Origin of the sequence: uncultured Jatrophihabitans sp. (assembly GCF_964246335.1) — a bacterium.
In the GTDB taxonomy this organism is placed as follows: domain Bacteria; phylum Actinomycetota; class Actinomycetes; order Mycobacteriales; family Jatrophihabitantaceae; genus Jatrophihabitans.
In genome coordinates, this window is record NZ_CAXTQF010000050.1 from 1 (window position 1) to 26,529 (window position 26,529).

A 26,529-nucleotide genomic window follows, 5' to 3' on the forward strand; every position below is an offset into this window, starting at 1 on the left:
GGGGAGCCTAGGGGGAGCCCAGGGGGAGCCGGTGGTGAACGAGGGCTGACAGGGTTACTGGCGGACGGGGTACGCCGGTTCCGGCACGTCGGGCACGATGCGCTGCTCGACGAAGATGCCGTGCCAGAGCAGCAGCACGAGGATCGTCCAGATCTTGCGCGAGTAGTCGTGCGGCCCTATGCGATGCGCGTCGAGCAGCCGCAGGGCAGCATCGCGATCGATGAGGTCATCGGCCTGTGACTGCGTGATGATCTCGCGCGCCCAGTCATACATCTCGTCCTTGAGCCAATGGCGGATCGGCACCGGGAAGCCGAGCTTGGCGCGGTTCAGCACATGCGCCGGCACGATCTCGGCGAGCGCCCGGCGCAGCGCGTACTTCGTCGTCTCCTTGGTGATCTTCTGGTCGGTCGGGATGGACGACGCCACCGCGAACACCTCGGTGTCGAGGAACGGCACGCGCAGCTCGAGGGAGTTGGCCATCGTCATCTTGTCGGCCTTGACGAGGATGTCGCCGCGCAGCCAGGTGAAGAGGTCGACGTACTGCATCCGCGTGGAGTCGTCGAGATGCGTCGTGCGGTCGTACAGCGGCGCCGTCACGTCCATGTACGACACGTCCGGGTCGTACGCGCGGTACAGGCCCTGCATCTCGTCCGGCCGGAAGATGCGCGCATTGCCGTAGTAGCGCTCCTCGATGCCGATGGCACCGCGGCGCAGCAGGTCCTTGCCGCGTACGCCTTCGGGAATGCGCTGCGACAACCTGCCGAGCCCGCGGCGCGCGGATCTCGGCAGGTGGTCGAAGCCGCGCAGCGAGATCGGCTCGCGGTAGATCGTGTAGCCACCGAACAGCTCGTCCGCGCCCTCGCCGGACAGCACCGCCTTGACGCGTTTGCGGGCCTCGCGGGCGATGAAGTACAGCGGCACCAGCGCGGGGTCGGCCACCGGGTCGTCGAGGTACCAGACGATCAACGGCAGCGTCTGCATCATCTCCTCGGCGCTGACGACCTTGGTGATGTGCTCGACGCCGATCGCGGCGGCGGACTCGGCGGCGACATCGATCTCGCTGTAGCCCGCGCGCTCGAAACCGGTGGTGAAGGTCAGCAGGTCCGGCTTGTGCCGTTTGGCCAGCGCCGCGATGGCCGTGGAGTCGATGCCACCGGACAGGAACGCCCCGACGGTGATGTCCGGGTCGACGCGCATGTGCTTGGCGACCGAGTCCTCGAGCGCCTCGGCGATCGTGCGGTAGAGCTTGTCCGCGTCACTGACCGGTTTGATGGCGAAGTCCGGGTGGAAGTAGCGGTGGGTGCGCAGCGTCTCGCCCGGGTGCATCGTGAAGTACGTGCCGGATTCGACGCGGCCGATCTCGCGGTGCAGCGACGCGGGCTCGGGGACGTACTGCAGGGTGAGGTACTGCTGCAGCGAAGTGGTGTCGACCTCGCGGGCGACGGCGTCCGGCGCGACGTCGAGCAGCGACTTCTTCTCGCTGGCGAAGAACGTCCCGCGCTCGTCCGCGTACGTGTACAGCGGCTTGATGCCGAACCAGTCGCGGGCGCCGAACAGCACCTGCTCCTGTGAGTCCCAGATCAGGAACGCGAACATGCCGCGCAGCTCGCGCACGATCTTCGGGCCGAGGTAGTGGTAGCCGGCGAGGATCGCCTCGCCGTCGCCGTCGGTGTCGAAAACGGCGCCGAAGTCGCGTGCGAGACGCTCGCGCAGTTCGAGGTAGTTGTAGATCTCGCCGTTGAAGATCAGCTGGTAGCGCTCGGCGAGCCAGGACAGCGGCTGGTGCGAGTGGTCGACGTCGATGAACGCCAGCCGGCGGAACCCGATCGCGACGTCGTCGTCGTGCCACACGCCGCCCTCGTCCGGACCGCGGTGGCGCATGTCGTGCAGCGACGCCTCGACGGCGGACGCGACGTCGGCCGCCTTGCCATCGGCGGACAGGAATCCGATCAATCCACACACGGGGAGAAGTATCCCAGGCGCGTCAGAGCTTCCGTCGGACGTCGTAGGCAGGGGTGCCGTCCTCGGCTGCGTGTTCGCCGAGGTACTCGTGCCCGCGCATCCGGCACCAGGCGGGCACGTCTGCGCGTGCGGCCGGGTCGTCGGCCTCGACGCTGACTGTCTCGTCCACGGCGACCTCGCCGATGTGCCGCGCAAGATCCAGGATCGGCAGCGGGCACCGGCGTCCACGCGCGTCGAGCACCAGCGCGCTCACAGGCCGTCGGCGTCGATCTCGGACCGCACCTGCGCCACGACGTCCGGCAGCACGTCGAGGAACTCGTCGATCTCGGCCGCTGTCGTGTCCCGGTGCAGTGACACGCGGATGTTTCCCGACGTCAGCGCCCCCATCGCGACGAGCACGTGCGACGGCTCGAGGGCCGACGACGTGCACGACGAGCCGGACGAGACGGCGAAGCCGTGGCGGTCCAGCTCACGCAGCAGCGACTCGCCGTCGGCGTAGAGGCAGGAGAACGTGACGATGTGCGGCAGCCGGTCGGCCGGGTCGCCCACCAGGTCCACGTCGGGTACCCGGCGCACAACCTCCCCCCGCAGCCGGTCGACCAGCTCGCGGTGCCGCCGTGCGGTGTCGTCCTGCTCCGCGCGCACCGCGCGCAGCGCCGCGGCCGCCGCGACGATGGACGGCAACGCCGGCACGCCGGGGATCCGGCCGGCCTCCGCCTCGTCGTCCGGATACGGCGAGCGCCACCGCGTGCCGGTCCGCACCACCAGCAGGCCGACCGTCGGGCCGCCCCACGTGCGCGCGTCACCGGCCAGGACGTCCCAGCCCGGCGGCAGGTCCGCGTGCCCGATGGTCTGCGTCGCGTCGACCACCAGCGGCACCGGTGCGATCCGCTCGGCCACCTGGGTGACGGGTTGGGTCGTGCCGACCTCGTGGTTGGCCGCCTGCAGCGCGGCGGCGACCACGCCGGGCGCCTGCGCCGCGGCAACGAACGCCGCGTCGTCCACGCGGCCGGTCGGGTCTACTCCCACGGAGCGAGCCTGCGCCGTCGCTGCCGCGTGCAGCACCGCCGAGTGCTCGACCGCGCTGTGCACGACGACGTTTCCGCGCCGCTCATTACCGCGCACGGCGCCGAGGACGGCCGCCTGCAGTGCCTGCGTGCCGTTCGCGGTGAAACTGAGCTCGTCGGGCCGGACGTCGAGGCTCGCGGCGGCGGACTCGCGGGCCGCGTCCAGCAGCAGCCGCGCCCGGCGGCCCGCGCCGTACAGCCGCGCGGGATCGGCCCAACCGTCGTCTAGTGCAGCGTCGAGGGCGGCCCTGGCGATCGGGTGCAGGGGGGCGCCGGACGCGGCGTCGAGGTAGGCCGGCACGGGCTCGACGGTAACCTGCCCGGCCGGCCGCACCCGGCCCTCGAAACGCCCGCCCCCCGACAGTTCGCGCGGTTGGTGTCCAGTACGCTCGGACGGCAACGAACGGCATCCGAGAGGTGGTTGGCTGGTGCGTCGCAGACGCTGGATTCGCGGGGGTCGCGCCGCGGCCGTCCTCGCAGTCCTCGCCCTCGCGCTCACGGGCTGTTCGGCCAATCAGTGGGAGCGCAATCTGCGCTTCGGCTGGCCGACCGGTGCCACCCGGCAGGGCACCGAGATGCGCGTGCTGTGGACGTGGGCGGGTGTCACCGCGTTGATCCTCGGCATCATCGTGTGGGCCCTGATCTTCTGGTGCTGCGTCCGCTATCGCAAACGCAAGGGTATGGCCGGCGACGAGATCCCGCGCCAGACCAAGTACAACTTCACCATCGAGATGGTGTGCGTCATCATCCCGTTCCTGGTGATCGCCGGCCTCTTCTACCGAACCGTCGTCGTCGAGGACAACGTCAACCACCTGAGCAAGAACCCCGACGTCAACGTGCAGGTCGACGCGTTCAAGTGGAACTGGCAGTTCGAGTACCACACCTACAAGTCGCAGCCCGACGTCTACACGAGTGCGTCCGGGGCGCAGATGAAGAACCCGAACGACCGCAAGCAGCCGTTCTACCTGTCGACGGTCGGCAACTCCGAACTGATCCCGATCCTGGTCGTACCGGTCGGGCAGACGGTGCAGGTCGACGAGCACTCCGAGGACGTCATCCACTCGTTCTGGGTGCCGGAATTCCTGTTCAAGCGCGACGTCTTCCCCTACGCGTCTAACACGACCACCCGGGACAACAAGTTCGAGTTCACGGCCACCAAGACCGGCAGCTATGTGGGCCGGTGCGCGGAGCTGTGCGGCACGTACCACTCGCAGATGAACTTCGAGGTCCGCGTGGTGCCGCAGCAGACGTTCGCCAGGTACCTGGCGGCGCTGAAGCAGATCGGCCCGACCGACCCGGACCGGCAGCCGAAGGCGCTCAAGGCCGCCATGCCGGGGCACAGCCCGTACGCGACGACGACGTACCCGCTCGACACGTCGCGTACGGCCCGCAAGGCCGCGGAGAGGGTGAAGTAACGACATGAAGGTCGAAGCCCGCATGTTCCTGACCGTCGCCGTCTTCCTGTGGCTGGGCGCCATCGGCTACGGAGTGTGGACGTCCTTGCCGAACAGCTTCACCCACGGCCATGTCGAGCCGGTCGGCGTGGCCGCGCTGATCCTGTCGGGCGGCCTGCTCGGGATACCGGGCTCGTTCTTCCTGTTCGTGTCGCGACGCATCGACCCACGCCCGGAGGACCGTAGCGACGCCGAGATCGCCGAGGCGGCCGGTGACCTGGGGTTCTTCAGCCCGGGCAGTTACTGGCCGGTGACCCTGGCCGCGGCTGCGGCCGTCACCGGCATCGGCCTGGCCTTCGTGCAGATCTGGCTGGTGATTGTGGCCGGCGCGTTCCTGCTCTTCGCGATCGGCGGTTTGCTGTTCGAGTACTACGGCGGCGGTAACCGCGGCAGCATGCACGGCTGAGCTGCCCGCACCCGTTCAGCTGACCGCACCTCTCGAGAACGAGCCGTTCCGACGGCATAGCACCGTCCCCGCATTCGCCGAGTACTCGTCCATGATGTCGCGAGATATCGAGGGCAGATGTCTCCGGACATGGTGGACACCGTCAGTCTGTGTGCGCCAGCGTGCGTAGCGGTTCCTGCCGCTGGATTGGTAGTCGCGGCTTGTGTCGAGGGTGAGTTCGCGGATCGGTTGGCCGATGTCGGCGTCGATGATGCGACAAAAGCGACAGCTACCGACTCAGAGACCGCGACCTCGGCCGCACCCCGCCAACGACCAGCGATGACCGACGCCACCGCTCAACTCCCCGATCCTCGATTGCGGTGGCGCGATGCCGCCTTGAACGCCTCCTCGCCCGACCGATACCACCGCCCACCCGAACCAGCGCCGCATGAACATCTCCATCGGAAGCTGGACCCACCCCGCGGACTCCGCGGCTCGTACTCCTTCTCAATCAGCTCGACGACGTGGTCGTCGGCACTCTCAGGCCCGGACTGCACGACCGAATCGTCTCATCGACGCCCACCCAAAAAACGGCCGAACCAGCACAGTCGGGCGTCCAGGGGGTCCATTTTCACCCGTCGTCACGGGGTCCACTTTCAGCCGTCAATGACAACGCGTTGGTCGGCGTGGTCGCGACCAATGCCGATGTGGTGCAGCCGGCCGGCGTGGCGGTGGGTGAGCTTGCCGTCGCGGTCGACGCGGTGGTGCGTAGCCGCCAGTGGGTGCCGGGGGCCGTGTCGGCCGGACTGGCAACGGGGCGTGCCTCGTACGTCTGGGCCGGGGGCGCCGGTCGCAGGAGCGGTGTGGGCGGCGGGTGTTGTCGTGACGGATTCTCGGCGGTGGCCGGCCGACAGGTAGTTGCCGACCCCGGCCACGCAGCGCTGCCCGCAGCAATCGCAGCGCCACCGGGTCTCGGGTTGCGGCAAGCAATGCGATCGCCTGACTGGGCACTGCGCGGGCGCGGCACGACGGTCGCGAGAGGCGCTCCAGCGCAGTACCAAGAGCCGGACGGCGCGGCGCGCATGCGTTATGCCGGACACCGAAGGCGCACCGACCCTATGCCGCGACCGTGCACTGTCAGCAGGGCGACACGCCGCAACGAGCATGCAGGCGGTGCACAGTCGGCCGCGAGTAGACGGCCGGGGCGCGTGCACGGGGGGCCGCCAGTGGGGACGGCGGGCGCGCGCCTCCACGGGGCCGGCACGCGCCGTGCGGGCCGCGGCGGGCTCAGTCGGTGAGCTGGCGCCGGTCGCTTTCCTGGGCCTCGATCGACTCGCGCTCGCCGACGTTCGCCTCGTGCTCGTCGATCGCGGCCTGGATCTCCGGCTTTTCCTTGACCGGGTAGAAGAACCCGCGCAGATGCTTGAGCGGCGTGCCGCCACCGAGCTGGTTCATCCGCTTCGGCACCGGCGTGCCGGCGTAGCTGAGCTGCCCATGCCCGTGCTCGTCGACCGGTCCGATCGGCTGATGCACCTCGATGAACTCACCCGTCGGCAGCACCTTGATGATGCCGGTCTCGACGCCGTGTTCGAGCACCTCACGGTCGTGCCGCTGCAGCCCCAGGCAGACGCGGTATGCGACCAGGTAGGCCAGTGGCGGCACGACCAGCAGGCCGATGCGGCCGGCCCAGGTCATGGCGTTCAGCGAGATGTCGAACGCCTTGGCGATGAGGTCGTTGCCGCCGGACAGGAACAACACGACGTAGAACGCGATGGCCATGCAGCCCAGCGAGGTGCGCACCGGGACATCGCGCGGGCGCTGCAGCAGATGGTGCTTGGCGCGGTCCTTCGTCAGCTTCGCCTCGATGAATGGATACGCCCCGGCGAGGGTGAACATGATGCCGGGCAGCACGACCGTCGGCCAGAACAACGGCGGTATGTCGTGATGGAACAGACGTATCTCCCACGACGGGAACAGACGCGTGGAACCGTCGAGGAACATGATGTACCAGTCCGGCTGCGAGCCCGACGACACCTGCGACGGCATGTACGGGCCGAACAGCCACACCGGGTTGATCTGCGTCAGGCCGCCGAGCGCCGCGCACACGCCGAACACGATGAAGAAGAAGCCGCCGGCCTTCGCGGCGTAGAGCGGGAAGACCCGCTCACCGGTGACGGTGTCCTCGGTATGCCCGTGACTCGGGAACTGGGTGTGCTTCTGCCGCACCACCAGGGCGAGGTGTGCGCCGATCAGCGCGGCGAGGATGGCCGGCACCAGCAGCACGTGCGCGATGTAGAGCCGATCGATGATCACGTGTCCCGGGAACGGGCCGCCGAACACCAGGAACGACACCCAGGTGCCGATCACCGGGATGGACAGCATGATCGCGTCGGCGATCCGCAGCCCGGTGCCGGAGAGCAGGTCGTCGGGCATCGAGTAACCCGCGAAGCCCTCCACCAGCCCGAGGGTGATCAGGCCCAGGCCGATCAGCCAGTTCAGCTCACGCGGCTTGCGGAACGCGCCGGTGAAGAACGTCCGGAACATGTGGACGAGCATCGCGGCGAGGAACATCAGGGCGGACCAGTGATGGATCTGCCGGACGACCAGGCCGCCGCGCACGTCGAAGGAGATGTCGAGGGTCGATGCGTACGCCCGCGACATCGTGATGCCGTCCATCGGGACGTAGCGGCCGTGGTAGACGACCTCGGCCTGCGACGGGTCGAAGAAGAAGGTCAGGTACGTGCCGGTCAGCAGCAAGATGATGAACGAGTAGAGCGCGATCTCGCCCATCATGAACGACCAATGGTCGGGGAAGACCTTGTTCAGCTGCTTGCGCATCGGGCCGGCGAGGTAGAGCCGGTCGTCGGCCCACTTGCCCGCCTTGCCCTGGGGCGTACGCGGCTCATCCGAACGGCGGGACGTCGTCGCGGTCATGCTCGCTCCCAAAAGCCGGGGCCGATCGCTTCCTTGTAATCGGACCTGGCAACGAAGTACTGACGCCCATCTTCCCCTACTTCAACGCCGAGGGGGAGCTTGGGCAGGCTGCGCGATGCGGGGCCGAAGATGGGCGCGGCGTCGCGGAGCACGTCGAACTGAGATTGGTGGCACGGGCACAGCAGGCGTGAGGTCTGCTGTTCGTACAGCGACGCCGGGCAGCCGGCGTGTGTGCAGATCTTCGAGAACGCCACGAACTCCGGCGCCTCGGGTGGCCAGCCGAAGCTGGCCTGGCCCTTGCGGGCCTTCACCTTCTGGCCCGGACGCAGCCGGATGATCAGCGTCGGCGACGAGGCGCTGGTGACGCCGTCGTAACCGTCGGCGTCCTCGGTGCGCACGCCCGGGAAGACGGTGGTCAGGCCGCCGGGCTCGATGTCGTCGGGGCTGACGCGACGCCAGTCGGAGTAGACGATCGGGACGAGACCCTGGCCGCCGAACAGCTTCTTGTTCGGCCGGAACATGGTGTGCAGCAGCTGGGTGCCCGGGCGCTTGAGCATCGCGCCGACAATCGCCACCAACGGCACCGTGGCGAGCGCGCCGCCGGCAAGGCCGAGGGTGCGCAGGATGAGCGAGCGACGCGGGAGTCCGGTGTCCTCGAGGCCGACCAGCAGCGTCGCCTCGGTCATGATCTTGTCCTGGTCCGAGGACGGCACGTCGTGGCGGTCCTGGACGACTTCTTCCTCGGGCATCAGCCACTTGGCCCACAGCACCATCCCGATGCCGATGAACAGCAGCATGATGGCCAGCAGCCCGCCGAGCGCCGGGGTGTAGAAGCGGAAATTCTGCGGCGTGCCCGGCAGGTGCCATTTGTAGGGCAGTGCGATGAACGCCACGATGAAGCCGAACCCGGCCAGGGCGGAGATGGCGAATGCCGCCGCCACGCCGCGCTCGGCGCGCTTCTCGGCCTTCGTGCCGCGGATCGGGAAGCGGTTGCGGCGGTGGACGATGTGGATGTCGTCGGCCTCGGCGCCGGCGTACATGGCGTCTTCGGGCGTCATCGCGCGCAGCTCTTCCGGGCTGGGCTGGTCCGGGTACTGCTCGCGGTGCTCGTCGCGCGGCGTGTCCTGCTTCGACTCCGTCATCGGCTGACCTCGCTGCCTGCGTGTGCGCTGCTCATCGGACGCGCGCGCCGATCCACAGGATGGCGATCATCAGCGCACCGACGCCGACGGCCCAGATGACGATGGCCTCGGACACCGGACCGATGCGGTCGATGCCGCTGCCGCCCGGATCCTTGGACGCCTTGATGGTCTGGATGTAGGCGATGATCGCGCGCTTCTCGGTGGGGGTGATCTGGTTGTTGCTGAAGACCGGCATGCTCTCCGGGCCGGACAACATGGCCGCGTAGATCTGCTTGTCGGTGGCGTCGTTGAGAGACGGGGCGACCTTGCCCGCCGACAGCGGCGCCCCCTTGAAGGTTGTGCCGTGGCAGGACGCGCAGTTGAGCCGGAACATGGCACCGCCGTCGGCGATGCTCTTGTCGTTCCCGCGCAGCTTGCCGCCCGGGACCGCCGGTCCGCCGCCGATGGACTGGATGTAGGCGCCCAGCTGGTCGGTCTGCTTGGTGTCGAACTTGGCTTCCTTGCGGGGCTCGTAGGCGCCCTGCAGCACGGCCGGCATGCGGCCGGTGGAGACCTGGAAATAGACGGCGGCAGACCCGACGCCGATCAGCGCGGGACCCTGCCCGTTGACGCCCTGCAGGTTGGCGCCGTGGCAGGTGATGCAGCTGACCTGGTAGATGTTGCGCCCGGCGGCGATGCTCTCGGCGTTCGCCGCCGCGCTGGACGCGTCCGCGTCGGACGATCCGGCCAGGGCTGCGTAGATGCCGCCCATCGACGCGAGCGAGCCGAGCATGATCGCCACGGCACCGACCCGGCGACGCACGGCCGAGCGGGGCTTGGCGACCGGGCGGACCGGTCGGCGCACCAGCCGGCTCACACGTCGGCGTACGACGCGATGCGGGCCGTCGGCCTGCTCGGCGGTCGAGGCTGCCGTGTCGCGACCCGTCGCGGAAACGGCCGGCTCGAAGCCGTACTCGGCGTCGAGGTCGGCGTCCGCGCCGGCGTCGATGTCCGTATCGACATCACTGTCGACGTTTCGCTGCGCGACGCTGCGGATGTCGTCGTCCGGCACGGCTGCTCCCTTCCGGTCGGTGGTGCTCAACGGATGATGTAGATGACGGCGAACAGACCTATCCATACGACGTCGACGAAGTGCCAGTAGTACGACACGACGATCGCCGCGGTGGCCTGTGCGGGCGTGAACTTGCCGAGCGTGGTGCGGATCAGGAAGAAGATGAACGCGAGCAGGCCGCCGATGACGTGCAGGCCGTGGAAGCCCTCGGTCAGGTAGAACACCGAGCCGTAGCCGGTGGCGGAGATCGTGTTGCCCTTGTGGATCTCCATCAGGAACTCGTTGCCCTGGCCGAGCACGAAGACCAGGCCCATGAAGAACGTCAGCGTGAACCAGCGGCGCAGCTTGAAGACGTCGCCCTTCTCCGCCGCGAACACGCCCCACTGGCAGGTGAAGCTGGACGCCACGAGGATGATCGTGAACGGCGTGGCGTAGACGATGTCCGGGACGATCTTCTCGCCGTCGGGCAGGGTCATCGGCCAGTCACCCGGGTGCACGGAGCGGATCGTGAAGTACATCGCGAACAGTCCCGCGAAGAACATCAGCTCGCTGGACAGCCACACGATCGTGCCCACGCTGACGATGTTCGGCCGTGTCAGCGAGTGCACCCTGCTGGAATCGAACCCAGGCGCGGTGGCGGTCGAGGTCACGTCGTCATTATGGACTCTCGGTGTGACACCGGGGCGTGCGGGGGGCAGGTGTCGCGCGGCCTGTGACGGGCACCTCGATCGGGCTGATCGAACCCCTGCGGCGAGCGCCGATACGATTGCCACGTGGCTGCCGTCCCGGACCGAGTGAGCGTGCTCGTCTACAGCAATTCCGCCGAGGTTCGCGCGCAGGTGCGCACCGCGGTCGGACGCCGTCCCGCACCGGACATCGGCCGGATCGACTGGGTCGAGTGCGCCACCACGGCCGACGTCCAGCGCGAGCTCGACGAAGGCGGCATCGATGTCGCCATCCTCGACGGCGAGGCGCAGCCGACCGGCGGAATGGGCCTCGCCCGACAGTACAAGTACGAGCTCGCCGACTGCCCGCCGATCGTCGTGCTGATCGCCCGCCCGCAGGACGGCTGGCTGGCCAGCTGGTCGCTGGCCGACGCGGTCATCAACACGCCGATCGACCCGGTCGAGAGCGCGTCGGTGGTGGCCGAGCAGCTGCGGCGCCGGCACACCGACATCCCCGTCGTCCGGTGAACCCGGCGACCGGGCCACGCACGTGGTCCCGGGTGCTGACCGATCTCATGGCCGGGCGTGAGCTCCCGGCCGACGACACCGCCTGGGCGATGGACGAGATCATGGCCGGCGACGCCACGCCGGCGCAGCTGGCCGCGTTCGCCGTCCTGCTGCGTGCCAAAGGCGAGACGCCCGGCGAGCTGGGCGGGCTGGTCCGCACGATGCTCGAGCGCGCCACGCCGCTGCCGGTCACCGGCCGGGCGGTGGACGTCGTCGGCACCGGCGCGGACCGCGCGCACACCGTCAACATCTCCACGATGGCTGCGCTGGTGGTCGCGGCGTCCGGGCGCCGAGTGGTCAAGCACGGCAACCGGGCGGCGTCCTCGGCGTGCGGCACTGCGGACGTGCTCGAGGAGCTCGGCGTCGTCATCGACCTGCCGCCGGCCGGCGTCGCGCGCACGGTGGACGAGGTCGGCATCGGGTTCTGCTTCGCGCCGGTGTTCCACGCCGGGATGCGCCATGCCGGCGCCCCGCGCCGTGAGCTCGCGGTGCCGACGGCGTTCAACTTCCTGGGGCCGTTGACGAATCCCGCCCGGGTGAGCGCGGCGGCGATCGGCTGTGCGGACCGGCGGATGGCGCCGGTGATGGCTGCGGTGCTCGCCGGCCGAGGCGACTCCGCGCTGGTCTTCCGCGGCGACGACGGGCTGGACGAGCTGACCACCACCACGACGTCCAGCGTGTGGGTCGTGGCCGACGGTGACGTCACGGCCGCCACCGTCGACCCCGAGGCGTTGGGCATCGCGGCGGTGACCCCGGCTGCGCTGCGCGGTGGGGACCCGGCCTTCAACGCTGCTGTCGTGCGCGACGTGCTCGGCGGTAAAGCGCCGGACGTGCGCACCGTGGTGCTGTTGAACGCGGCGGCGGCGATCGCCGCGTTCGACGGGCTGGACGCCGGCCGGCTGCACGACGCACTCGCGCGCGGGCTGCGCATCGCCGCCGAGACGATCGACTCCGGGGCGGCGAGCACGCTGCTCGACCGCTGGATCGCCGCCGGGCAGGCGGCCCGCGGATACTGAAAGCATGAGTTCGTCCCGCATGCCGCGCATCGTGGTGCTGACGTGGGCGATCGCGCTGGCTGCAGTCATTGCACTGTGCGTCGCCGTAGCGCACTTCCTGTCCGGTGGCGGCATGCACATGGGCGCCGCGGACGCGCTCACCCGCGGCGGGACGCGCGGCCCGCTCGACGCGCTCTCGCCGGCCCGGTTGATCGGGTCGTGGCAACTCGATGCCGTGGCGGTGGCCGCGCTCGTGCTCGTCGCGGCGGCCTACCTCGCCGCGGTCTCGCGGGTACCGTCGCGCAGCCCCGGCACCCGGTGGCCGCTACGCCGCACCGCGATGTTCCTGCTCGGCCTGGCCGTCTGCGCGTACGCGACCAATGGCGCGATCGCGGTATACGACCAGGTGCTGTTCACCGCGCACATGGCCGGCCACCTCGCCCTGGTGATGGTCGCGCCCGCGCTACTGGCCGGCGGTCGGCCGCTCACCCTTGCGCTGGCCGCGGCGCCGCCCCGCCGGCGTGCGCGGCTCGCACGGGTGGCGACCGGACGGGTCGCCTCGGTGCTCTTCGCGCCGCCCACCGCGCTCGCCGCCTATGCCGTCGTGATCGTCGCGAGCCACCTGACCGGGCTGATGGACACGATCATGCGACACACCTGGGCCGGACAGATCGAGCACCTCGTCTATCTCGTCGTCGGCTACCAATTCTTCGCGCTGATCGTCGGCAACGAGCCGATCCGCTGGCGGCTCGCCGCACCGCCGCGGTTCCTGCTGCTGGCGATCGCCATGGCTGTCGACACGTTCACCGGCATCGTGCTGATGCAGGGCACGCACGCCGTGGCCCTGACGCCGTCGGCGTTGCACGTCAACGCGTTGTCCGACACCCGCACCGGCGGCGCGATCATGTGGTTCGGCGGCGACGGCATCATGGCGGTGATCATGGTCGGGCTCGCCGTCGTCTGGCTGCGCAGTGTCGACACCGCCGCTCCCGAGCGTGGCTGGCTGGAGCAGGCGCGCACTGCGACGTTCACGCAACACACCGGCACGGGCGCGCAGGCGACGGACGACAGGGACCTGGACTCCGACGACGACGCGCGCACCGCCTACAACGAGTGGTTGGCAAAGCTCGCCGCCCGGAGGTAGAGCCCGCTCAGTCGGTGCCGATGGCGAAGGTCGACTCGAGATCGTGCCGCGAATAGGCGCGGAACGCGATGTGCGTGTCGGTGTGCACGACGCTCGGCACCTTGGAGATCTGCCCGGCGATGACGTCGGCGATGAGGTCGAACTCGCGAACCCGCACGACGGCGATGAGGTCGACGTCGCCGGCGACGGAGTAGACCTCGCTGACGCCGTCGATCTCGGCGATGGCCGCCGCGGCCTCGGGGATCTGATCGGCCTCGACGCCGATCATCACGATGGCGGTGATCACGCACCACATCCTAGGTGCGCGGCCTAGGCGGTCAGTCGGGGGCGGGCGGGCCGGCTGACGACCGGCAGCCGCCGGCGGTCGGCGAACGGGTCGGCGCGCTCGTGGCCGGACGCGCCGGAGACGAGGTAGTTGCGCAGGCGGCCGGCACCGAAGGCCGGCATCTGCCACGGGTCGCTGGTGAGCACCAGCCGGGTGCCGGGTTCCTCGAGCCAGCGCAGGATGCATTCGCTCTCCTCGGCGAGCACCGGCCTGGTGGTGTCGACGGCGTCGGCGGTTGCGCGCAGCGCGTCGATCACGGGCCACGGCGCGACGCCGCGTGCGGCGTGCCCGGCGGCGACGAGCCGGCCGCTGCTGACGACGGTGAGCTCCCACCCGCCGTTGCCGTCCGGCCGGGCGGCGACGAGCTCGTCGACGGCGTACAGCCCGGCCAGGCGCTGCATCCGCGCGCAGGCCCGCACCACCGAGGAGATGCGGTCGCGCAGGCTTGCGGCGTCCTCATAGCGCTGCTCGGCCGAGAGTGCCGTGAGCTTGCGTTCGAGCGGTTCCACGAGCGGGCGGACGTCGCCGCGCCAGGCGGCGGCGACGAGCTCGGCCAGCTGGGCGTAGCGCTGTTGATCGATGCCGCCCTCACACGGGGCCGGGCAGCGGCCGATGCCGGCGAGCACGCACGCGGCACGCACGATGCGCCGCACGGACAGCTTGTCCGTGCACTGCCGCAGTGGGACAGCGTCGTGGATCGCGTCGCGCACCGCCTCGGCCTGCCGCTGGGTGCGCAGCGGGCCGAGGTACGCGGCACCGTCAGGGCGACGCTCACGCACGATCGACAACCGGGGGAACGCCTCCGCGGTGAGCTTGAGCCACACGGCACGTTCGGGGAACTTGGACCGACGGTTGTAGCGCGGTTTGTGCGCGGCGATCAGCCGCAGCTCGCGTACCTGCGCCTCGAGGGCGTGCGCGCACTCGATCGGGTCGACGCGTTCGGCCAGGCCCACCATCTCGCCCATGCGGCTGCGGGTCTCGCTGGCGACGAAGTACTGCCTGACCCGGCTGCGCAGGTTGCGGCTGGTGCCGACGTAGAGCGGGGTGCCGCGGGCATCGCGGAACACATACACGCCGGGGCCGGTGGGCAGGCCGTCCGCGAGATGCCGCTTGCGTCGTTGGGCCTCGGTGACCTGTGCGGTGAACGCGCGCAGCTCCGGCAGCGAGTGCACGCCGAGATTGCCCAGCCGGGCGACGAGCCCGTGCAGCACGTCGACGGTGGCACGTGCGTCGTCCAGGGCTCGGTGGTTGGGCGTGGTGGTGGCCCGGAAGAACCGGGCAAGCGTTGCCAGCTTGCAGTTGGGGACTTCGTCACGTGTCAGCACCCGGCGCGCGAGAACCGCGGTGTCGACGACGGCGAAGCCGGGCCAGGGAAGCGCGAGCTGGTTGCAGGCCGCCTTCAGGAAGCCGACGTCGAACGGCGCGTTGTGTGCGACCAGGACGCTGCCACGCGCGAACTCGAGAAACGGCGGCAGCGCCGCGCCGATGCGCGGCGCACCCGTGACCATCACATCGGTGATGCCGGTGAGCACGCTGACGAACGCGGAGATGGACGTGCCCGGATCGACGAGTGTCTGGAACTCGCCGAGCACCTCGCCGCCACGGACGCGGACCGCGCCGATCTCGGTGATGGCGTCGCCGTTGCCTGCTGCGCCGCCGGTGGTCTCGAGGTCGACGACGACGAAGTCCGTCGTGCGCAGCGGCTCGCCGAGTTCGTCCAGCGCGAGCTGGCGAGCCCGCTGCGGGCGACTCGGCCCGGGGGCGGCAGACGTCGTGGGCACCGTCATGTCGGCCGAAGCTAGGCGCGGGGTACGACGCAAACACGCTGCCGCGCCGGGCCGGCCATGAACCGCGAAAACTGTCGCACCCTCGTCCTAGCGTCCGCCACGGCCGGAGGAGCTCCGGCGAACCGAACGAGGAGATGCCGTCATGTTGATCGACTGCGACACCTGCGTCGTCCGCGGTGCAGCCTGCTCGGAGTGCGTGATCGCCGTGCTGTTGCGGCGCCCGCCCACAGGAACGCCGGTGGATCTCGACGCGGACGAAACCGCGGCGTTCGACTCGCTGGCCGACGCCGGGATGGTGCCGCCGTTACGCCTGGTGCCGGTGGTCACTGTGGTGCCGGCATGCGACACGCCCGGCCCGGCAAAATCTGCCTCGAGTCACCGACGGCCCACCACCGGCCCGCGCGAGGGCCGCAGCTACCGCGGTTTCGAAGGCACTGCGTGACGGGTATCTCGTCGGATTCGCCGTCGAAGTTGTCCACATTCGGGTGGGTACGTTGCACGCTCACCCGTTCAGCCCGTAACCTCTCCGAGACCTTCGGTTTTCACGCCGGCCACCCGCGGCCGACGCCGATGGTCCCGCCGAATCGCAAGAGTTCGACTCAGCCCGCCACGCGCGGAATGAGTCGGCGAACCGGGGACCCACCACGTTCCTTGGGGTGAATCGACGCGTGCGCGCCCGCAATATGGGCATGCGTCGTAGGGCTACTTCCGGCCCGAACCCGACAGCTAACCCGGTAGGCGGACGAGGAAGAAGGAGTTGCGCCAACAGTGGCGTTCCGTTTCGCACGTCCGAGCAAGGCAGTTCCTACCCTCGCTGCGATCATTGGTATCGCCGGGGCCCTGGCAATTGCACCGACCGTCGCCGGTGCCGCGCCGCAGCAAAAGCCGCACACGCCGCACCACCAGCCGAGCAAGGCGACGGTCCAGCGTGAACTCGGCAAACTAGCGATCCGCAACTCACAACTGGTCGAGCAGTTCAACCAGGCGCGCATCACGGTCGCGCAGGCGGAGAAGACCGCCGGTGTCGCGCATGCCGCAGCGCTGCGTGCCCAGGCCGCGTCCGACACCGCGCACGAGCAGTTCGTGCAGATGATCCAGGCGCAGTACGAGGGCCAGAACCTCGGTGCGACGAGCGCGCTGCTCGACAGCAACAGCGGATCCAATTACCTGTCCCGGCTGACCGCGCAGAACATGGTCTCCGAGCACGAGGCGACGGTGATCTCCGGCGTGACGCGGGCCCGCAAGGCCGCCGTCGCTGCCGACGCCAAGGCGAAGGGTGACGTCGCCACCGCCACCGCACGCCGCGACGCGCTCGGCAAGAAGCGCGACGCCGTCGAAGCGCAGCTGGCGAAGTACCGCGCGACGCTGGAGAAGCTGTCTGCAGCCCAGCGCGCGGCGTTGAAGAACGGCAAGACCGAGAACAAGAGCGTGGCAACGACGCTGCTGACCTCCGGGTCGGAGTCGGCGGCGGCGCAGCGGGCGGTCAAGTTCGCGCTCGCGCAGGTCGGCAAGCCCTACGTCTGGGGATCCGGCGGCCCGAGTTCCTACGACTGCTCCGGCCTCACCATGGCGTCCTGGCGTCACGGCGGTGTGAGCCTGCCGCACTCGGCCGCGGGCCAGTACGGTCACGGCCACCACGTCGCGCAGAGCGCCCTGATCCCGGGTGACCTGATCTTCTTCTATCACCCGATCGGGCACGTCACGATCTACATCGGCAACGGCCTGATGGTCTCCGCGCCGACCGAGGGCGAGAACGTGCAGGTCGTGCCGCTGCACAACTTCCAAAGCGATTACGCCGGGGCCACGCGCGTCGGCTGATTCTCACCGGCGTCCCGTAGCGTCGGCGCGTGCTCACAGCCGGACGGACGGCGCGCGCTTTGCCGGCCATCGCGGCCATGGTGATGTCGTGCGCCGTCGCCGCATGCAGTGGCGGGTCGACGCCCGCCCCGAGCCTCGCCTCGGTGCGGACGTTGCTCGCCGCCCACAGCGCCGCCGTGCGAACCCACGATGCGAAGGCGTTCGCCGCCGGGCTGTCGGGCGCGAAGCCGTCGGCGGCGTTCCGCGCGCGGCAGCAGGCGACGTTGCGCAACCTCGCGGACGTGCCGCTGGCGTCGTGGTCCTACACCGTCTCCGGCCGCACCGACGACCGCGGCTTCGAGCACACCGCGACGAAGCGCTACGGCACCACGGCGATCATCGTGCGGCTGTCCCTGAGCTACGCACTACGCGGCGTCGACGCACGACCGACCTCGCACGAGCTGTGGTGGACCTTCGTCCGCAGCGGCGGGCGGACGGTCATCGCCGGTGACGACGACCTCGCCAAGGGCGGCGGCACCAGCTGGAAGGGGCCGTGGGACTTCGGCCGCGTCGCCGTCGTGCCGTACGCCGCGGGCCTCGTCATCGGTCACCCCGCGGACGCGCCGCTGCTGCAGACCGTGGCGCGGCTCGCCGCGGCGGCGGTGCCCGCGGTCACGGCGGTGTGGGGCACGCAGTGGTCGCGGCGGGTCGCAGTGTTGGTGCCGTCGAGCGCGGCCGAACTGAGCGCAGACGTGGGGCAGGCGAACTCCGACGCCGGGCCGGTGGCCGCGTTGGCCGTGTCCGACAGCGTCGACCCGCTCAGCCACGCGGTGCTCGGCCAGCGGCTGATCGTCTACCCGTCGGCCCTGCGTCAGCTGAGCACGGTGGGCGCGCAGGTGCTGTTCCGGCACGAGATCACGCACATCGCCAGCGCGCGGTCGACCGCCGAAGTCTCGCCGCGCTGGCTGGTCGAGGGTTTCGCGGACTACGTCGGCAACCTGCACAGCGGGCAGTCGGTGACGGTGGTGGCGAGCGAGTTACGCGCGGACGTGCGCGCGGGCAGGGTGCCCACTGCGCTGCCCACCGACGACCAGTTCGACACCACCGGCGCGCAGGCGCAGGCCTACGAGGGCGGCTGGCTGGCCTGCAGGCTGATCGCGAGCGAGGCCGGCCAGGCCGGCCTCGTGCGGTTCTACCGCGTGGTCGGCGAACAGCCCACCGACATGGACACCGCCGTCGCCACCGCGATGCGCAGCGTGCTGCACGAGACCACGGCCGCCTTCGTCGCGCAGTGGCAGCGTTACCTGCGTGCGCAGTTGGGGCGTTGAGCGCACCCGATGCCGCCGCACCGCACGCTCGTCGTCACCAACGACTTCCCGCCGCGCCAGGGCGGCATCCAGGCCTTCGTGCACGAACTCACCGTGCGCCAGTCGGCCGGCTCGGTGGCCGTCTACGCCTCGGACCACGACGGCTCGGCGGCCTTCGACGCGCAGCAGCCGTTCCCGGTGGTGCGCCACCCGACCGGCCTGCTCGTGCCGACGCCGGGCGCGCGGCGGCGGGTGCTGGCCGCGTTCGAGCGCCTGCGCTGCGACTCGGTGTGGTTCGGCGCGGCGGCGCCGCTGGGTCTGCTGGCCGGTCCGCTGCGGGCGGCCGGCGCGCGCCGCATCGTGGCCACGACACACGGCCACGAGGCGGGCTGGGCGATGCTGCCCGGCGCCCGGCAGGCATTGCGGCGCATCGGTGCGGGCTGCGACGTCGTGACCTATCTGGGCGAGTACTTCCGCGCCCGGCTGGCCCCCGCGTTCGGCCCGCATCCGGACCTCGTGCAGCTGACCCCGGGCGTCGACGCCGAGACCTTCAGACCCGGCGCCAGTGAGGTCCGTGACCGGATCGGCCTCACGGACCGCCCGGTGATCGTCTGCGTCTCGCGTCTGGTGCCGCGCAAGGGGCAGGACACCCTGCTGCACGCGCTGCCGCTCGTACACCGTGACGTGCCGGACGCCGCCGTGCTGCTCGTCGGCGACGGCCCGTACCGAGCGGAGCTGGAACGACTCGCCAACGCGCTGGGGATCGCGCGGGACGTCGTGTTCACCGGCGGCGTGCCGCACGCGCAGCTGCCCGAGCACTATGCCGCCGGCGACGTCTTCGCGATGCCGTGCCGGACGCGCCGGCGCGGCATGGATGTGGAGGGACTCGGCATCGTCTACCTCGAGGCGTCGGCGACCGAGCTGCCGGTGCTGGCCGGAGACTCCGGCGGCGCTCCCGACGCGGTGCGCGACGGCGAGACCGGTTACGTCGTCGACGGTACAAACGTCGCCGCGGTCGCGCGGCGACTCACCGCACTGCTCACGGACGCCGAACTCCGCGCCCGGCTCGGTGCAGCGGGACGCGACTGGGTGACGAGCGACTGGCAGTGGCAGGCCTCCGCCGACCGGCTCGCGGAGCTGCTCGACCCGTCCGGACGCCCCGGTTAGCGAGCGACGAGTCAGCCCACGGGGTCCAGCGGCCCCACCGGGACGTCGCCGCGCAACGTGATGCGATGCATGACGCGACGGAAGTCGGCGTAGTTGAAGTCGGCGTAGTGCGCGGTGCTGCGGTTGTCCCACATGACGACATCGCCCGCCCGCCAGCGGTGCCGCACGAGGTGCTCGGGCCTGGTGATGTGAGCGAAGAACGCGTCGAGCAGCCCGCGACTCTCGGCGTCGCTCACCCCGAGGATGCGCGTAGTGAATCCGGGATTGACGAACAGCGACCGGCGCCCGGTCTCTGGGTGCACGCGGACCACAGGATGCGGCACAGGCTTGAGCTGCCGCACCCGCTCGCCGTCCCATTCGTTGCCCTCGCCCCCGCGCCGCTCGAGGTACTCGGCGAACTCACGGCTGCCGTCGTGCTCGGCGGTGAGCTCATCGGCCAGTCGCTGCAACCCCGGATGCAGCGACGCGTATGCCGCCTCCAGGTCGACCCAGTTCGTGTTCCCGCCGACATCCGGGATGTTGACCGCGCGCAGGATCGACGCCATGGGTGGACGTGGCATGAACGTCACGTCGGTGTGCCAGACGTCCGAGCGGCCGCCGTCGAAGCTATCCAGCGCATAGATTTCTGGATGCTCTGCCGTCGCACCTGCGACGACGGGGTGCGAGACCGTCAGTTCGCCCAAGGCGCGACCGAGCGCCACCTGGGCATCGTTGTCCAGGCGTTGCTCGGCGAAGAACAGCACCTTGTGTTCGGCGAGCAGGCCGCGCAGCTGCGACGCGCGACCGTCGAGCGCGACCTCGCGCAGGTCGACGTCGTGTATCCGCGCGGCGAACGAGGGCACGAGCCGCTCGAGCGACCAGGGAGAACGGGTGTCGTCCTCGTGGCGGGCGGTCTCGGTTGCGGCCGCGGTGACGGTCATCTCACACCTCGCTGTTGACTGCAGTCATTGTCTATAGACATTATCGGCAACATGTCACGAGCGTCGCAATGGGTCGGACACCGTGGTCCGACATCGTTCGCGCCCGTCTGCGCTGCCTGTTGCCGCTGACCGCGACGTCATCCCACTCGCCGCGAGGGCAATCGCCAGGCGCCGTGCCCGACGCAGCATCACTCGAGGAGAAACCCACCCATGCGCACACTCGCGCCCCGTACGTCCCACACTGCCCCCGCCCGGCTCGCGGCCGCAGCTGCCGTGTTCGGCCTGGCCCTTACTGCGAGCGCCTGCAGCTCGTCCGGTTCGTCCGCGGCCGGCGGCGGTGCTGGCGGCTCGACCACCGCGGGCATCGGCTATTTCGAGAGCGCGACGATCGGGCCCGAGGTGCTGGTGAAAGGCAACACGGACCTCGCGAGCAAGGTCGGGGCCTCGATCAAGCTGACGCCCATCGACTCGGGAGTCGCCGGCTTGGCCTCGTTGCGCGGCGGCGCGTTCCCGTTCGTGTCCGGCGTCGGCAACCCACCGGTCACCGGCGCCATCGCCAACGACACCAAGCTCAAGGTCATCTTCGCCGAGTACTACGACGCCGCCCAGCTGATCGTCGGTTCCAAGATCAAGCAGAACAGCGATTTGGCCGGCAAGTCCGTCGGTGACCTGCAGGGCTCGTCCGAGGACTACGAGATCCGCGGCTGGCTCAAGACGCAGGGCCTGGACAGCAAGGTCAAAGTCGTTGGCTTCCCGAGCGAGCAGGCGGTGGAGGCTGCATACAAGTCCGGCCGCATCGACGCCGGTTACGTCGAGGTCGCGCAGGCGCAGGACCTGCTGAAGAACGCGGCAAACCACAAGGTCGTCACCGCTCAGCAGATCGCGGCGCTCGGATTTGCGTCGCTCAACGTGCTGGCGGTCACCGACACATTCGCCGCGACGCACAAGAGCGTCGTGCAGAACCTGGTGTGCCAGGTGCTGAAGTCGCAGGTGTTGGCCGCCGGCCCGCAGGCCGACAAGTACATCGCCAACGGTTCGAAGCTCGTCGGTGCAACGCCGGCGACGGCGATCGCCGCGACCAAGGGCCTGCCGTTCGTCAGTGCGAAGGATCAGCTCACCTTCTTCGGCACGTCGAAGGACGCGTCGAACAGCAAGCTCGCGCAGTCCTACGTCAAGACCGGCGAGTTCCTCAAGGAGCAGGGTCGGGTGAGCAGCGTTCCCACGGCCGCGCAGATCGGCGCGCACATCGACCCGACCTACGTGCAGAAGGCGGTCAAGGACGGCTGCGGCTCGTGACCTCGGCGGCACAGGATCGCACCGAGGCGCTGGGGCGCGCGCCGGTCGCGGTACGGATCGACAACGTCCGCAAGCAGTTCGCCGGGCGCTCCCGCCGCTCGCCGGGGCGCCTCGCGCTGGACGGATTCGAGCTGACCGTGCGGGAGGGTGAGTTCCTGTGCCTGCTCGGCCCGTCCGGGTGCGGCAAGTCGACGCTGCTGAACCTCGTCGCCGGATTCGCCGAGATCGACGGTGGCGAGATCCTCGTGGACGGGGCCAAGGTGACCGGGCCTGGCGCGGACCGGGGCATGTTGTTCCAGACCCCGATGCTGTTCCCGTGGCTGACTGCGCTGAACAACGTACTGTACGGCCCGCGCGCGCGTCACGAGAGCGGTCCGGACATGCGCAAGCGGGCGATCGAGATGCTCGAGACGGTCGGGCTCGGCAGGGCGGTGCACTCGTATCCGCATGAGCTGTCCGGCGGCATGCGCCATCGTGCCGCGTTCGCCCGGGTGCTGATCAACAAACCGAAGCTGCTGCTGATGGACGAGCCGTTCGGCGCGTTGGACGCCATCACACGGGTGGCCATGCAGAAGTTCCTGCTCGAGCTGTGGCAGCGCGAACACATCACGATCGTGTTCGTCACGCACGACGTCGAGGAGGCCGCACTGCTCGGTGACCGGGTGTGCGTGATGACCGGCAGCCCGGGCCGAACGCGCCTCGAGCTGGACATCGACCTGCCTCGCCCGCGCACCATCGAGAGCACCGAGACCCTCGAGTTCGTCCGCATCAAACGTGAGATCCGCCAGGCGCTGGAGCACGAGGAGGCGGCAGAATGAGTGACACGGGGGTACGCACCGAACTGCTGGCCGACAAGGACGCGGTTGAGCTCGCTGAGACCCGATCGCGCCGCAAATTCTCGTGGGCCCGCCTCGGGTACGGCGCAGTCGGCGTGCTGGTGTTCCTTGCCATCTGGGACATCGCCGCGATCATCAAGAACGACCCGGCGATCCTGCCGACGGTACCGGCGACGGCGCGCACGTTCTGGCACTACCTGTTCACCGATTACCCGGCGGTCAACGGGCAGACTCTGCTGGGACATGCGCTGACGAGCACGCGCCGCATTGTGTCCGGGTGGGCCATCGGCGTGGTCATCGGCATCGTCCTGGGCGGCGCCATGGCCTCGATTCGCGTCGTGCGGTTCATGATTGACCCGATCATCGAGTTCCTGCGTCCGCTGCCGCCGTTGGCCTTCCTGCCGCTGCTGATCGTCTGGCTGGGCATCAACGACACCCCCAAGATCACCCTGATCGCCATCGGCGTCGTCCCGATCCTCACCATCGCGACGGTGACAGCGCTCGACGCGGTGCCCGATGAGCTGGTGCAGGCCAGCCGCAGCCTGGGCGCGTCACCGTTCTACGCCCTGGCGACGGTGCGATTGCGTGCCGCGTTCCCGACCATCATCACCGGCATGCGGCTGGCGATGGGTGGGGCATGGACGTCCATCGTCGCGGCCGAGCTCATCGCCAGCACGAGCGGCTTGGGCTACCTGATCAACCAGGCCGGGCAGAACCTGCAGATGTCGCTGCTGGTCAGCGGCATCGTCGCCATCGGCATCATCGGCATCGTGTTCGACAGCCTGCTGCGGCTGCTGCACCGACGCACCGATCCCACGAGCCGGTAGCCGCATGTCACTGCATCTGCACTGGTACCTGCCCACCAACGGCGACGGGCGCGGGATCGTCGGATCCGGCCGGGCCGGCGCGTCCGGCATCGGGGACAAGCATCTCGTCGAACGCGCGCCCACGATCGACTACCTGGGCCAGATCGCGCGCTCGGTGGAGCAGCTCGGCTTCGAGGCGGTTCTCACGCCGACGGGCAGCTGGTGCGAGGACGCCTGGCTGACCACCGCCGCGCTGTCGCAGGTGACGAAGCGGCTCAAGTTCCTCGTTGCGTTCCGGCCGGGATTCATCAGCCCGACGCTGGCCGCGCAGCAGGCCCAGACGTTCCAACGGTTGACGGGCGGCCGGCTGCTGCTCAACGTGGTGACCGGCGGCGACCCGACCGAGCAGCGGCGCTTCGGCGACTTCCTCGACCACGACGAGCGTTACGCGCGGACGGCGGAGTTCCTGCAGGTGCTGCGCGGCGCCAGCAGCGGTACGCCCTTCGACTTCGCCGGCGAGCACTTACGGGTGGAGGGCGCGACCGCCGCGCTCAGCGATTGGGGGCTGCCACCGCTGTTCTTCGGCGGCGCCAGTCCTGCTGCGGAGGATGTCGCTGCGCAGCACATCGAGGTGTACCTCGCCTGGGGCGAGACGCCGCCGCAGATCACGGAGCGGCTGGAGCGCATGCGGGAGAAAGCGGCCGCCGCCGGTCGGCAGCTGACCTTCGGCATCCGCCTGCACGTGCTCGGCCGCGACACCGCGCAGCAGGCCTGGGGCGAGGCGCACCGGATGCTCGACGAGCTGGACCCGGCCCGGATTGCCGAGGTGCAGGAGCAGCTGGCGAGGATGGACTCGGTCGGGCAGCGGCGCATGCAGTCGCTGCACGGTGGCGGCCGGGACGGCTTGGAGATCTATCCGAATCTGTGGGCCGGTTACGGCTTGGTGCGCGGTGGTGCCGGGACCGCGTTGGTCGGCAGCCACGAGGAGATCGCCGAGCGACTCGAGGAGTACCACGCGCTGGGCATCGAGCACGCGATCCTGTCCGGCCAGCCGCATCTTGAAGAGGCGTACTGGTTCGGCGAGGGGGCCGGGCGGCTGCTGCGTCAGCGCGGGGTGGTGACCGAGGTCGCCGAGTCGGTCGGCTCCGGGGCGGCGTAGACGGCGGCGCGCTCGCGTGCAGTGCGCCCCGCGCGCACCTCGGCAACGGCGGTGCGCAGGTCGGCGGTCAGCTCGTCGACGACTCGCGCGTGCAGCGGGGAGAGCATGACGTGCAGCGCGCCGGGCTGCCGGTTGAGCCACCACCTGCGGTCCTCCATGGCGTCGGCGACCGCTGCCATGTCCAGCGAATCGCTGGTCATCCGCAGCACCGGGCCGTCCGGTTGTGCGCTCAGGCGCAGGCCGTCGATCGACGCCACCGCGTCGACGAGTGCGTCGCGTGCACAGAGCACGGCCGCGGCCTTGGCGCGGTACCCCTCGTGGCCGAGGTGCGTCAACGCCGCCCAGGCACCCGCGATCGGCGGCGCGGGACGAGTGCCGGCGGGCGTCGGCGTGCCGTATGTGCCGCCGCCCCACACGCCGTCGTCGAACCACACCCGACGGGCTGCGAGCTCCGGTGTCGCGAACGCAATGACCGAGGCGCCTTTGAAGCTGTAGCCGTACTTGTGGACGTCGGCACTGATGCTGGTGACGCCCGGCACCCGGAAGTCCCACGGCGGGACGGGCTGCCCCAGCTCGGCCAGGAACGGCAGGATCAGCCCGCCCAGGCATGCGTCGACGTGGCACGGCACCCCCCGCTCGGCGGCCAGCGTGGCGACCTGCTCGACGGGGTCGACGACCCCGTAGGGATAGCACGGTGCGCTGGCCACGACGAGCGCAGTGTCGGTCCCGACTTTCGCTGTCAGCGCTGCCACGTCCAGGCGTTTGTCCGCGCGCACCGGCACCCGCACCTGGTCGATGTCGAGCAGGTGACAGGCCTTGGCGAACGCGGGATGCGCGGTCTCGGCGGTGACGATGAACGGGCGCTGCACGCCGCGCTCGCGTGCCACGTCACGGGCAACCGACACCGCCACGAAGATCGACTCGGTGCCGCCGCTGGTCAGTCCCGCGGCGCCGGCCGGCCCGTGCAGCAGTCCGGCGACCATGTCCGCGGCCGCTGTCTCGAGGCGCGCCAGACTGGGGAAGCGCGCCGGGTTCAGCGCGTTCTCGGCCAGGTATTGCGCGCTGACGTCGGCGAGCAGCCGCTCGAGCTCCGGGTCGTCCGGTGGGAACACCAGGCTGAAGATGCGCCCTGCGCGCCACGGCGCGTCGTCGTGTCGATTGGCCTGCAGCCGGGCGAGCACGTCTGCAGCGGGGTACGCCGGCCTCGGGCAGCTCAGCCACTGATCGCTCCGCGCACCGCGGGGATCGCACCGGTGGTGGCCAGGACCGGCACGTCGACGGGCATCGTGTCGGGGTAGATCAGCCCACTGCCGGTGTTGAGCACGACCACCTCGTCGTCCGCGGCCAGCCAACCGGCCTCGCGCAGCCTGCCCACCGCGGCGAAGCACGCGGCACCCTCGGGGCAGATCCAGGTGCCCTCGGTGCTCGCTATCCGCCGCTCGGCGGCGAGGAGCTCGTCGTCGGTGACGGACACGGCGCTGCCGCCGGTGTCGCGCACGGCCTGCAGCACCAAGAAGTCGCCGAGCGCCTTGGGCACCGTGATGCCGAACGCCACGGTGTGCGGCCGGTCGGGCGCGGTGGATTCGGTGAGGCCCTGTTGGAAGGCATCGACTATCGGCGCACACCCGGCCGCCTGCACCGCAACCAGACGCGGCAGCTCGCCGTGCAGCCAACCGAGTTCCTGCAGCTCGCGCAGTGCCTTGTAGATGGCGATGATGCCGACCCCGCCGCCGGTGGGGTAGACGATCACGTCCGGGCAGCGC

25 protein-coding genes and 1 riboswitch are annotated in these 26,529 nt (G+C 70.1%); of the genes, 13 read left to right on the forward strand and 12 right to left on the reverse strand.

What is annotated here, in order from left to right; genetic code table 11:
• Positions 1-54: 54 nt before the first annotated feature.
• The 3 genes from asnB to ACFFCN_RS13740 are packed head-to-tail and all read right to left on the reverse strand — an operon-like array spanning position 55 to position 3,363.
• Positions 55-1,962 carry an asparagine synthase (glutamine-hydrolyzing) gene (gene asnB / locus ACFFCN_RS13730; RefSeq protein ID WP_375492459.1) on the reverse strand — a complete coding sequence of 636 codons (1,908 nt, stop codon included), beginning with the start codon at positions 1,960-1,962 and terminating at the stop codon, positions 55-57.
• Positions 1,963-1,984: 22 nt separating this feature from the next.
• On the reverse strand, positions 1,985-2,215 hold the full coding sequence (locus ACFFCN_RS13735; RefSeq protein WP_375492461.1) for a sulfurtransferase TusA family protein: 231 nt from the start codon (positions 2,213-2,215) through the stop codon (positions 1,985-1,987).
• Entirely contained in the window at positions 2,212-3,363 is a 1,152-nt protein-coding gene (locus ACFFCN_RS13740) for a cysteine desulfurase family protein (protein WP_375492463.1), read from the reverse strand. The genes ACFFCN_RS13735 and ACFFCN_RS13740 overlap by 4 nt, the downstream gene beginning before the upstream one ends.
• A gap of 94 nt (positions 3,364-3,457) precedes the next feature.
• Here ACFFCN_RS13740 and ACFFCN_RS13745 point away from each other — a divergent pair, with 94 nt between their 5' ends.
• Both ACFFCN_RS13745 and ACFFCN_RS13750 read left to right on the forward strand, forming a co-directional pair.
• Positions 3,458-4,444, forward strand: coding sequence for a cytochrome c oxidase subunit II (locus ACFFCN_RS13745; protein WP_375492465.1), 987 nt, complete (start codon positions 3,458-3,460; stop codon positions 4,442-4,444).
• Between the two features lie 4 nt (positions 4,445-4,448).
• Positions 4,449-4,889: a cytochrome c oxidase subunit 4 gene (locus ACFFCN_RS13750; protein ID WP_375492467.1), complete on the forward strand. Its 441-nt coding sequence runs from the start codon at positions 4,449-4,451 to the stop codon at positions 4,887-4,889.
• A gap of 1,266 nt (positions 4,890-6,155) precedes the next feature.
• Here ACFFCN_RS13750 and ACFFCN_RS13755 read toward each other — a convergent pair.
• Genes ACFFCN_RS13755 through ACFFCN_RS13770 form a run of 4 tightly spaced genes read right to left on the reverse strand, consistent with a single transcriptional unit; the run spans position 6,156 to position 10,645 of the window.
• Positions 6,156-7,802, reverse strand: a complete 1,647-nt coding sequence (locus ACFFCN_RS13755) for a cytochrome bc complex cytochrome b subunit (RefSeq protein ID WP_375492469.1) — start codon at positions 7,800-7,802, stop codon at positions 6,156-6,158.
• Entirely contained in the window at positions 7,799-8,944 is a 1,146-nt protein-coding gene (locus ACFFCN_RS13760; RefSeq protein WP_375492471.1) for a ubiquinol-cytochrome c reductase iron-sulfur subunit, read from the reverse strand. Before ACFFCN_RS13760 ends, ACFFCN_RS13755 begins: the two co-directional genes overlap by 4 nt.
• A 31-nt stretch (positions 8,945-8,975) precedes the next feature.
• Entirely contained in the window at positions 8,976-9,995 is a 1,020-nt protein-coding gene (locus tag ACFFCN_RS13765) for a c-type cytochrome (RefSeq protein WP_375492473.1), read from the reverse strand.
• A 26-nt stretch (positions 9,996-10,021) separates the two neighbouring features.
• Positions 10,022-10,645 carry a heme-copper oxidase subunit III gene (locus ACFFCN_RS13770; RefSeq protein WP_375492475.1) on the reverse strand — a complete coding sequence of 208 codons (624 nt, stop codon included), beginning with the start codon at positions 10,643-10,645 and terminating at the stop codon, positions 10,022-10,024.
• A 123-nt stretch (positions 10,646-10,768) separates the two neighbouring features.
• Between ACFFCN_RS13770 and ACFFCN_RS13775 the strand changes: the two genes are divergently transcribed.
• The 3 genes from ACFFCN_RS13775 to ACFFCN_RS13785 are packed head-to-tail and all read left to right on the forward strand — an operon-like array spanning position 10,769 to position 13,366.
• Positions 10,769-11,188 (forward strand): hypothetical protein, encoded by a 420-nt coding sequence (locus tag ACFFCN_RS13775; RefSeq protein WP_375492477.1) that lies wholly within the window; start codon positions 10,769-10,771, stop codon positions 11,186-11,188.
• The gene (gene trpD, locus ACFFCN_RS13780) at positions 11,185-12,243 is read left to right on the forward strand and encodes an anthranilate phosphoribosyltransferase (RefSeq protein WP_375492478.1); all 1,059 of its coding nucleotides are present in this window, start codon (positions 11,185-11,187) and stop codon (positions 12,241-12,243) included. Before ACFFCN_RS13775 ends, trpD begins: the two co-directional genes overlap by 4 nt.
• Before the next feature lie 4 nt (positions 12,244-12,247).
• Positions 12,248-13,366, forward strand: a complete 1,119-nt coding sequence (locus tag ACFFCN_RS13785) for a cytochrome c oxidase assembly protein (RefSeq protein WP_375492479.1) — start codon at positions 12,248-12,250, stop codon at positions 13,364-13,366.
• A 7-nt stretch (positions 13,367-13,373) separates the two neighbouring features.
• Here ACFFCN_RS13785 and ACFFCN_RS13790 read toward each other — a convergent pair whose 3' ends face one another.
• Positions 13,374-13,652, reverse strand: coding sequence for an Lrp/AsnC ligand binding domain-containing protein (locus ACFFCN_RS13790; protein WP_375492480.1), 279 nt, complete (start codon positions 13,650-13,652; stop codon positions 13,374-13,376).
• A gap of 23 nt (positions 13,653-13,675) precedes the next feature.
• On the reverse strand, positions 13,676-15,478 hold the full coding sequence (locus ACFFCN_RS13795) for a DEDD exonuclease domain-containing protein (protein WP_375492481.1): 1,803 nt from the start codon (positions 15,476-15,478) through the stop codon (positions 13,676-13,678).
• Between the two features lie 142 nt (positions 15,479-15,620).
• Here ACFFCN_RS13795 and ACFFCN_RS13800 point away from each other — a divergent pair, with 142 nt between their 5' ends.
• From ACFFCN_RS13800 to ACFFCN_RS13815, 4 genes are all read left to right on the forward strand, one after another.
• Positions 15,621-15,920, forward strand: coding sequence for a hypothetical protein (locus tag ACFFCN_RS13800; RefSeq protein ID WP_375492482.1), 300 nt, complete (start codon positions 15,621-15,623; stop codon positions 15,918-15,920).
• 125 nt (positions 15,921-16,045) lie between these two features.
• Positions 16,046-16,234, forward strand: a riboswitch (cyclic di-AMP (ydaO/yuaA leader).
• Between the two features lie 12 nt (positions 16,235-16,246).
• Entirely contained in the window at positions 16,247-17,296 is a 1,050-nt protein-coding gene (locus tag ACFFCN_RS13805; RefSeq protein WP_375492483.1) for a C40 family peptidase, read from the forward strand.
• A 29-nt stretch (positions 17,297-17,325) separates the two neighbouring features.
• Complete coding sequence (locus ACFFCN_RS13810) at positions 17,326-18,603, forward strand: hypothetical protein (protein WP_375492484.1); 1,278 nt, start codon at positions 17,326-17,328, stop codon at positions 18,601-18,603.
• Between the two features lie 9 nt (positions 18,604-18,612).
• Positions 18,613-19,749 carry a glycosyltransferase family 4 protein gene (locus tag ACFFCN_RS13815; RefSeq protein WP_375492486.1) on the forward strand — a complete coding sequence of 379 codons (1,137 nt, stop codon included), beginning with the start codon at positions 18,613-18,615 and terminating at the stop codon, positions 19,747-19,749.
• Between the two features lie 11 nt (positions 19,750-19,760).
• Here ACFFCN_RS13815 and ACFFCN_RS13820 read toward each other — a convergent pair whose 3' ends face one another.
• Positions 19,761-20,669: a TauD/TfdA dioxygenase family protein gene (locus tag ACFFCN_RS13820; RefSeq protein ID WP_375492487.1), complete on the reverse strand. Its 909-nt coding sequence runs from the start codon at positions 20,667-20,669 to the stop codon at positions 19,761-19,763.
• A 210-nt stretch (positions 20,670-20,879) separates the two neighbouring features.
• Here ACFFCN_RS13820 and ACFFCN_RS13825 point away from each other — a divergent pair, with 210 nt between their 5' ends.
• Genes ACFFCN_RS13825 through ACFFCN_RS13840 form a run of 4 tightly spaced genes read left to right on the forward strand, consistent with a single transcriptional unit; the run spans position 20,880 to position 24,766 of the window.
• The gene (locus ACFFCN_RS13825; protein WP_375492489.1) at positions 20,880-21,965 is read left to right on the forward strand and encodes an ABC transporter substrate-binding protein; all 1,086 of its coding nucleotides are present in this window, start codon (positions 20,880-20,882) and stop codon (positions 21,963-21,965) included.
• On the forward strand, positions 21,962-22,783 hold the full coding sequence (locus tag ACFFCN_RS13830) for an ABC transporter ATP-binding protein (protein WP_375492491.1): 822 nt from the start codon (positions 21,962-21,964) through the stop codon (positions 22,781-22,783). The genes ACFFCN_RS13825 and ACFFCN_RS13830 overlap by 4 nt, the downstream gene beginning before the upstream one ends.
• Positions 22,780-23,628 carry an ABC transporter permease gene (locus tag ACFFCN_RS13835; protein ID WP_375492493.1) on the forward strand — a complete coding sequence of 283 codons (849 nt, stop codon included), beginning with the start codon at positions 22,780-22,782 and terminating at the stop codon, positions 23,626-23,628. The genes ACFFCN_RS13830 and ACFFCN_RS13835 overlap by 4 nt, the downstream gene beginning before the upstream one ends.
• Positions 23,629-23,632: 4 nt before the next feature.
• Positions 23,633-24,766 (forward strand): LLM class flavin-dependent oxidoreductase, encoded by a 1,134-nt coding sequence (locus ACFFCN_RS13840; protein WP_375492495.1) that lies wholly within the window; start codon positions 23,633-23,635, stop codon positions 24,764-24,766.
• Here ACFFCN_RS13840 and ACFFCN_RS13845 read toward each other — a convergent pair.
• Together ACFFCN_RS13845 and ACFFCN_RS13850 are read right to left on the reverse strand one after the other, a co-directional pair.
• Positions 24,712-25,947, reverse strand: a complete 1,236-nt coding sequence (locus tag ACFFCN_RS13845) for a pyridoxal phosphate-dependent decarboxylase family protein (RefSeq protein ID WP_375492496.1) — start codon at positions 25,945-25,947, stop codon at positions 24,712-24,714. The two genes, ACFFCN_RS13840 and ACFFCN_RS13845, sit on opposite strands and share 55 nt — an antisense overlap.
• A 32-nt stretch (positions 25,948-25,979) precedes the next feature.
• Positions 25,980-26,529: pyridoxal-phosphate dependent enzyme (locus ACFFCN_RS13850; RefSeq protein ID WP_375492498.1), on the reverse strand; the 550-nt coding region annotated here is incomplete at its 5' end.

Excerpts from the sequence above, each read along its gene's own strand:
- ACFFCN_RS13750 (WP_375492467.1), top strand. The coding sequence starts at position 4,449 with ATGAAGGTCGAAGCCCGCATGTTCCTGACCGTCGCCGTCTTCCTGTGG.
- ACFFCN_RS13785 (WP_375492479.1), top strand. The coding sequence starts at position 12,248 with ATGAGTTCGTCCCGCATGCCGCGCATCGTGGTGCTGACGTGGGCGATC.
- ACFFCN_RS13755 (WP_375492469.1), bottom strand. The coding sequence starts at position 7,802 with ATGACCGCGACGACGTCCCGCCGTTCGGATGAGCCGCGTACGCCCCAG.
- ACFFCN_RS13835 (WP_375492493.1), top strand. The coding sequence starts at position 22,780 with ATGAGTGACACGGGGGTACGCACCGAACTGCTGGCCGACAAGGACGCG.
- ACFFCN_RS13820 (WP_375492487.1), bottom strand. The coding sequence starts at position 20,669 with ATGACCGTCACCGCGGCCGCAACCGAGACCGCCCGCCACGAGGACGAC.
- ACFFCN_RS13825 (WP_375492489.1), top strand. The coding sequence starts at position 20,880 with ATGCGCACACTCGCGCCCCGTACGTCCCACACTGCCCCCGCCCGGCTC.
- ACFFCN_RS13815 (WP_375492486.1), top strand. The coding sequence starts at position 18,613 with ATGCCGCCGCACCGCACGCTCGTCGTCACCAACGACTTCCCGCCGCGC.
- ACFFCN_RS13795 (WP_375492481.1), bottom strand. The coding sequence starts at position 15,478 with ATGACGGTGCCCACGACGTCTGCCGCCCCCGGGCCGAGTCGCCCGCAG.
- ACFFCN_RS13760 (WP_375492471.1), bottom strand. The coding sequence starts at position 8,944 with ATGACGGAGTCGAAGCAGGACACGCCGCGCGACGAGCACCGCGAGCAG.
- ACFFCN_RS13840 (WP_375492495.1), top strand. The coding sequence starts at position 23,633 with ATGTCACTGCATCTGCACTGGTACCTGCCCACCAACGGCGACGGGCGC.
- ACFFCN_RS13800 (WP_375492482.1), top strand. The coding sequence starts at position 15,621 with ATGTTGATCGACTGCGACACCTGCGTCGTCCGCGGTGCAGCCTGCTCG.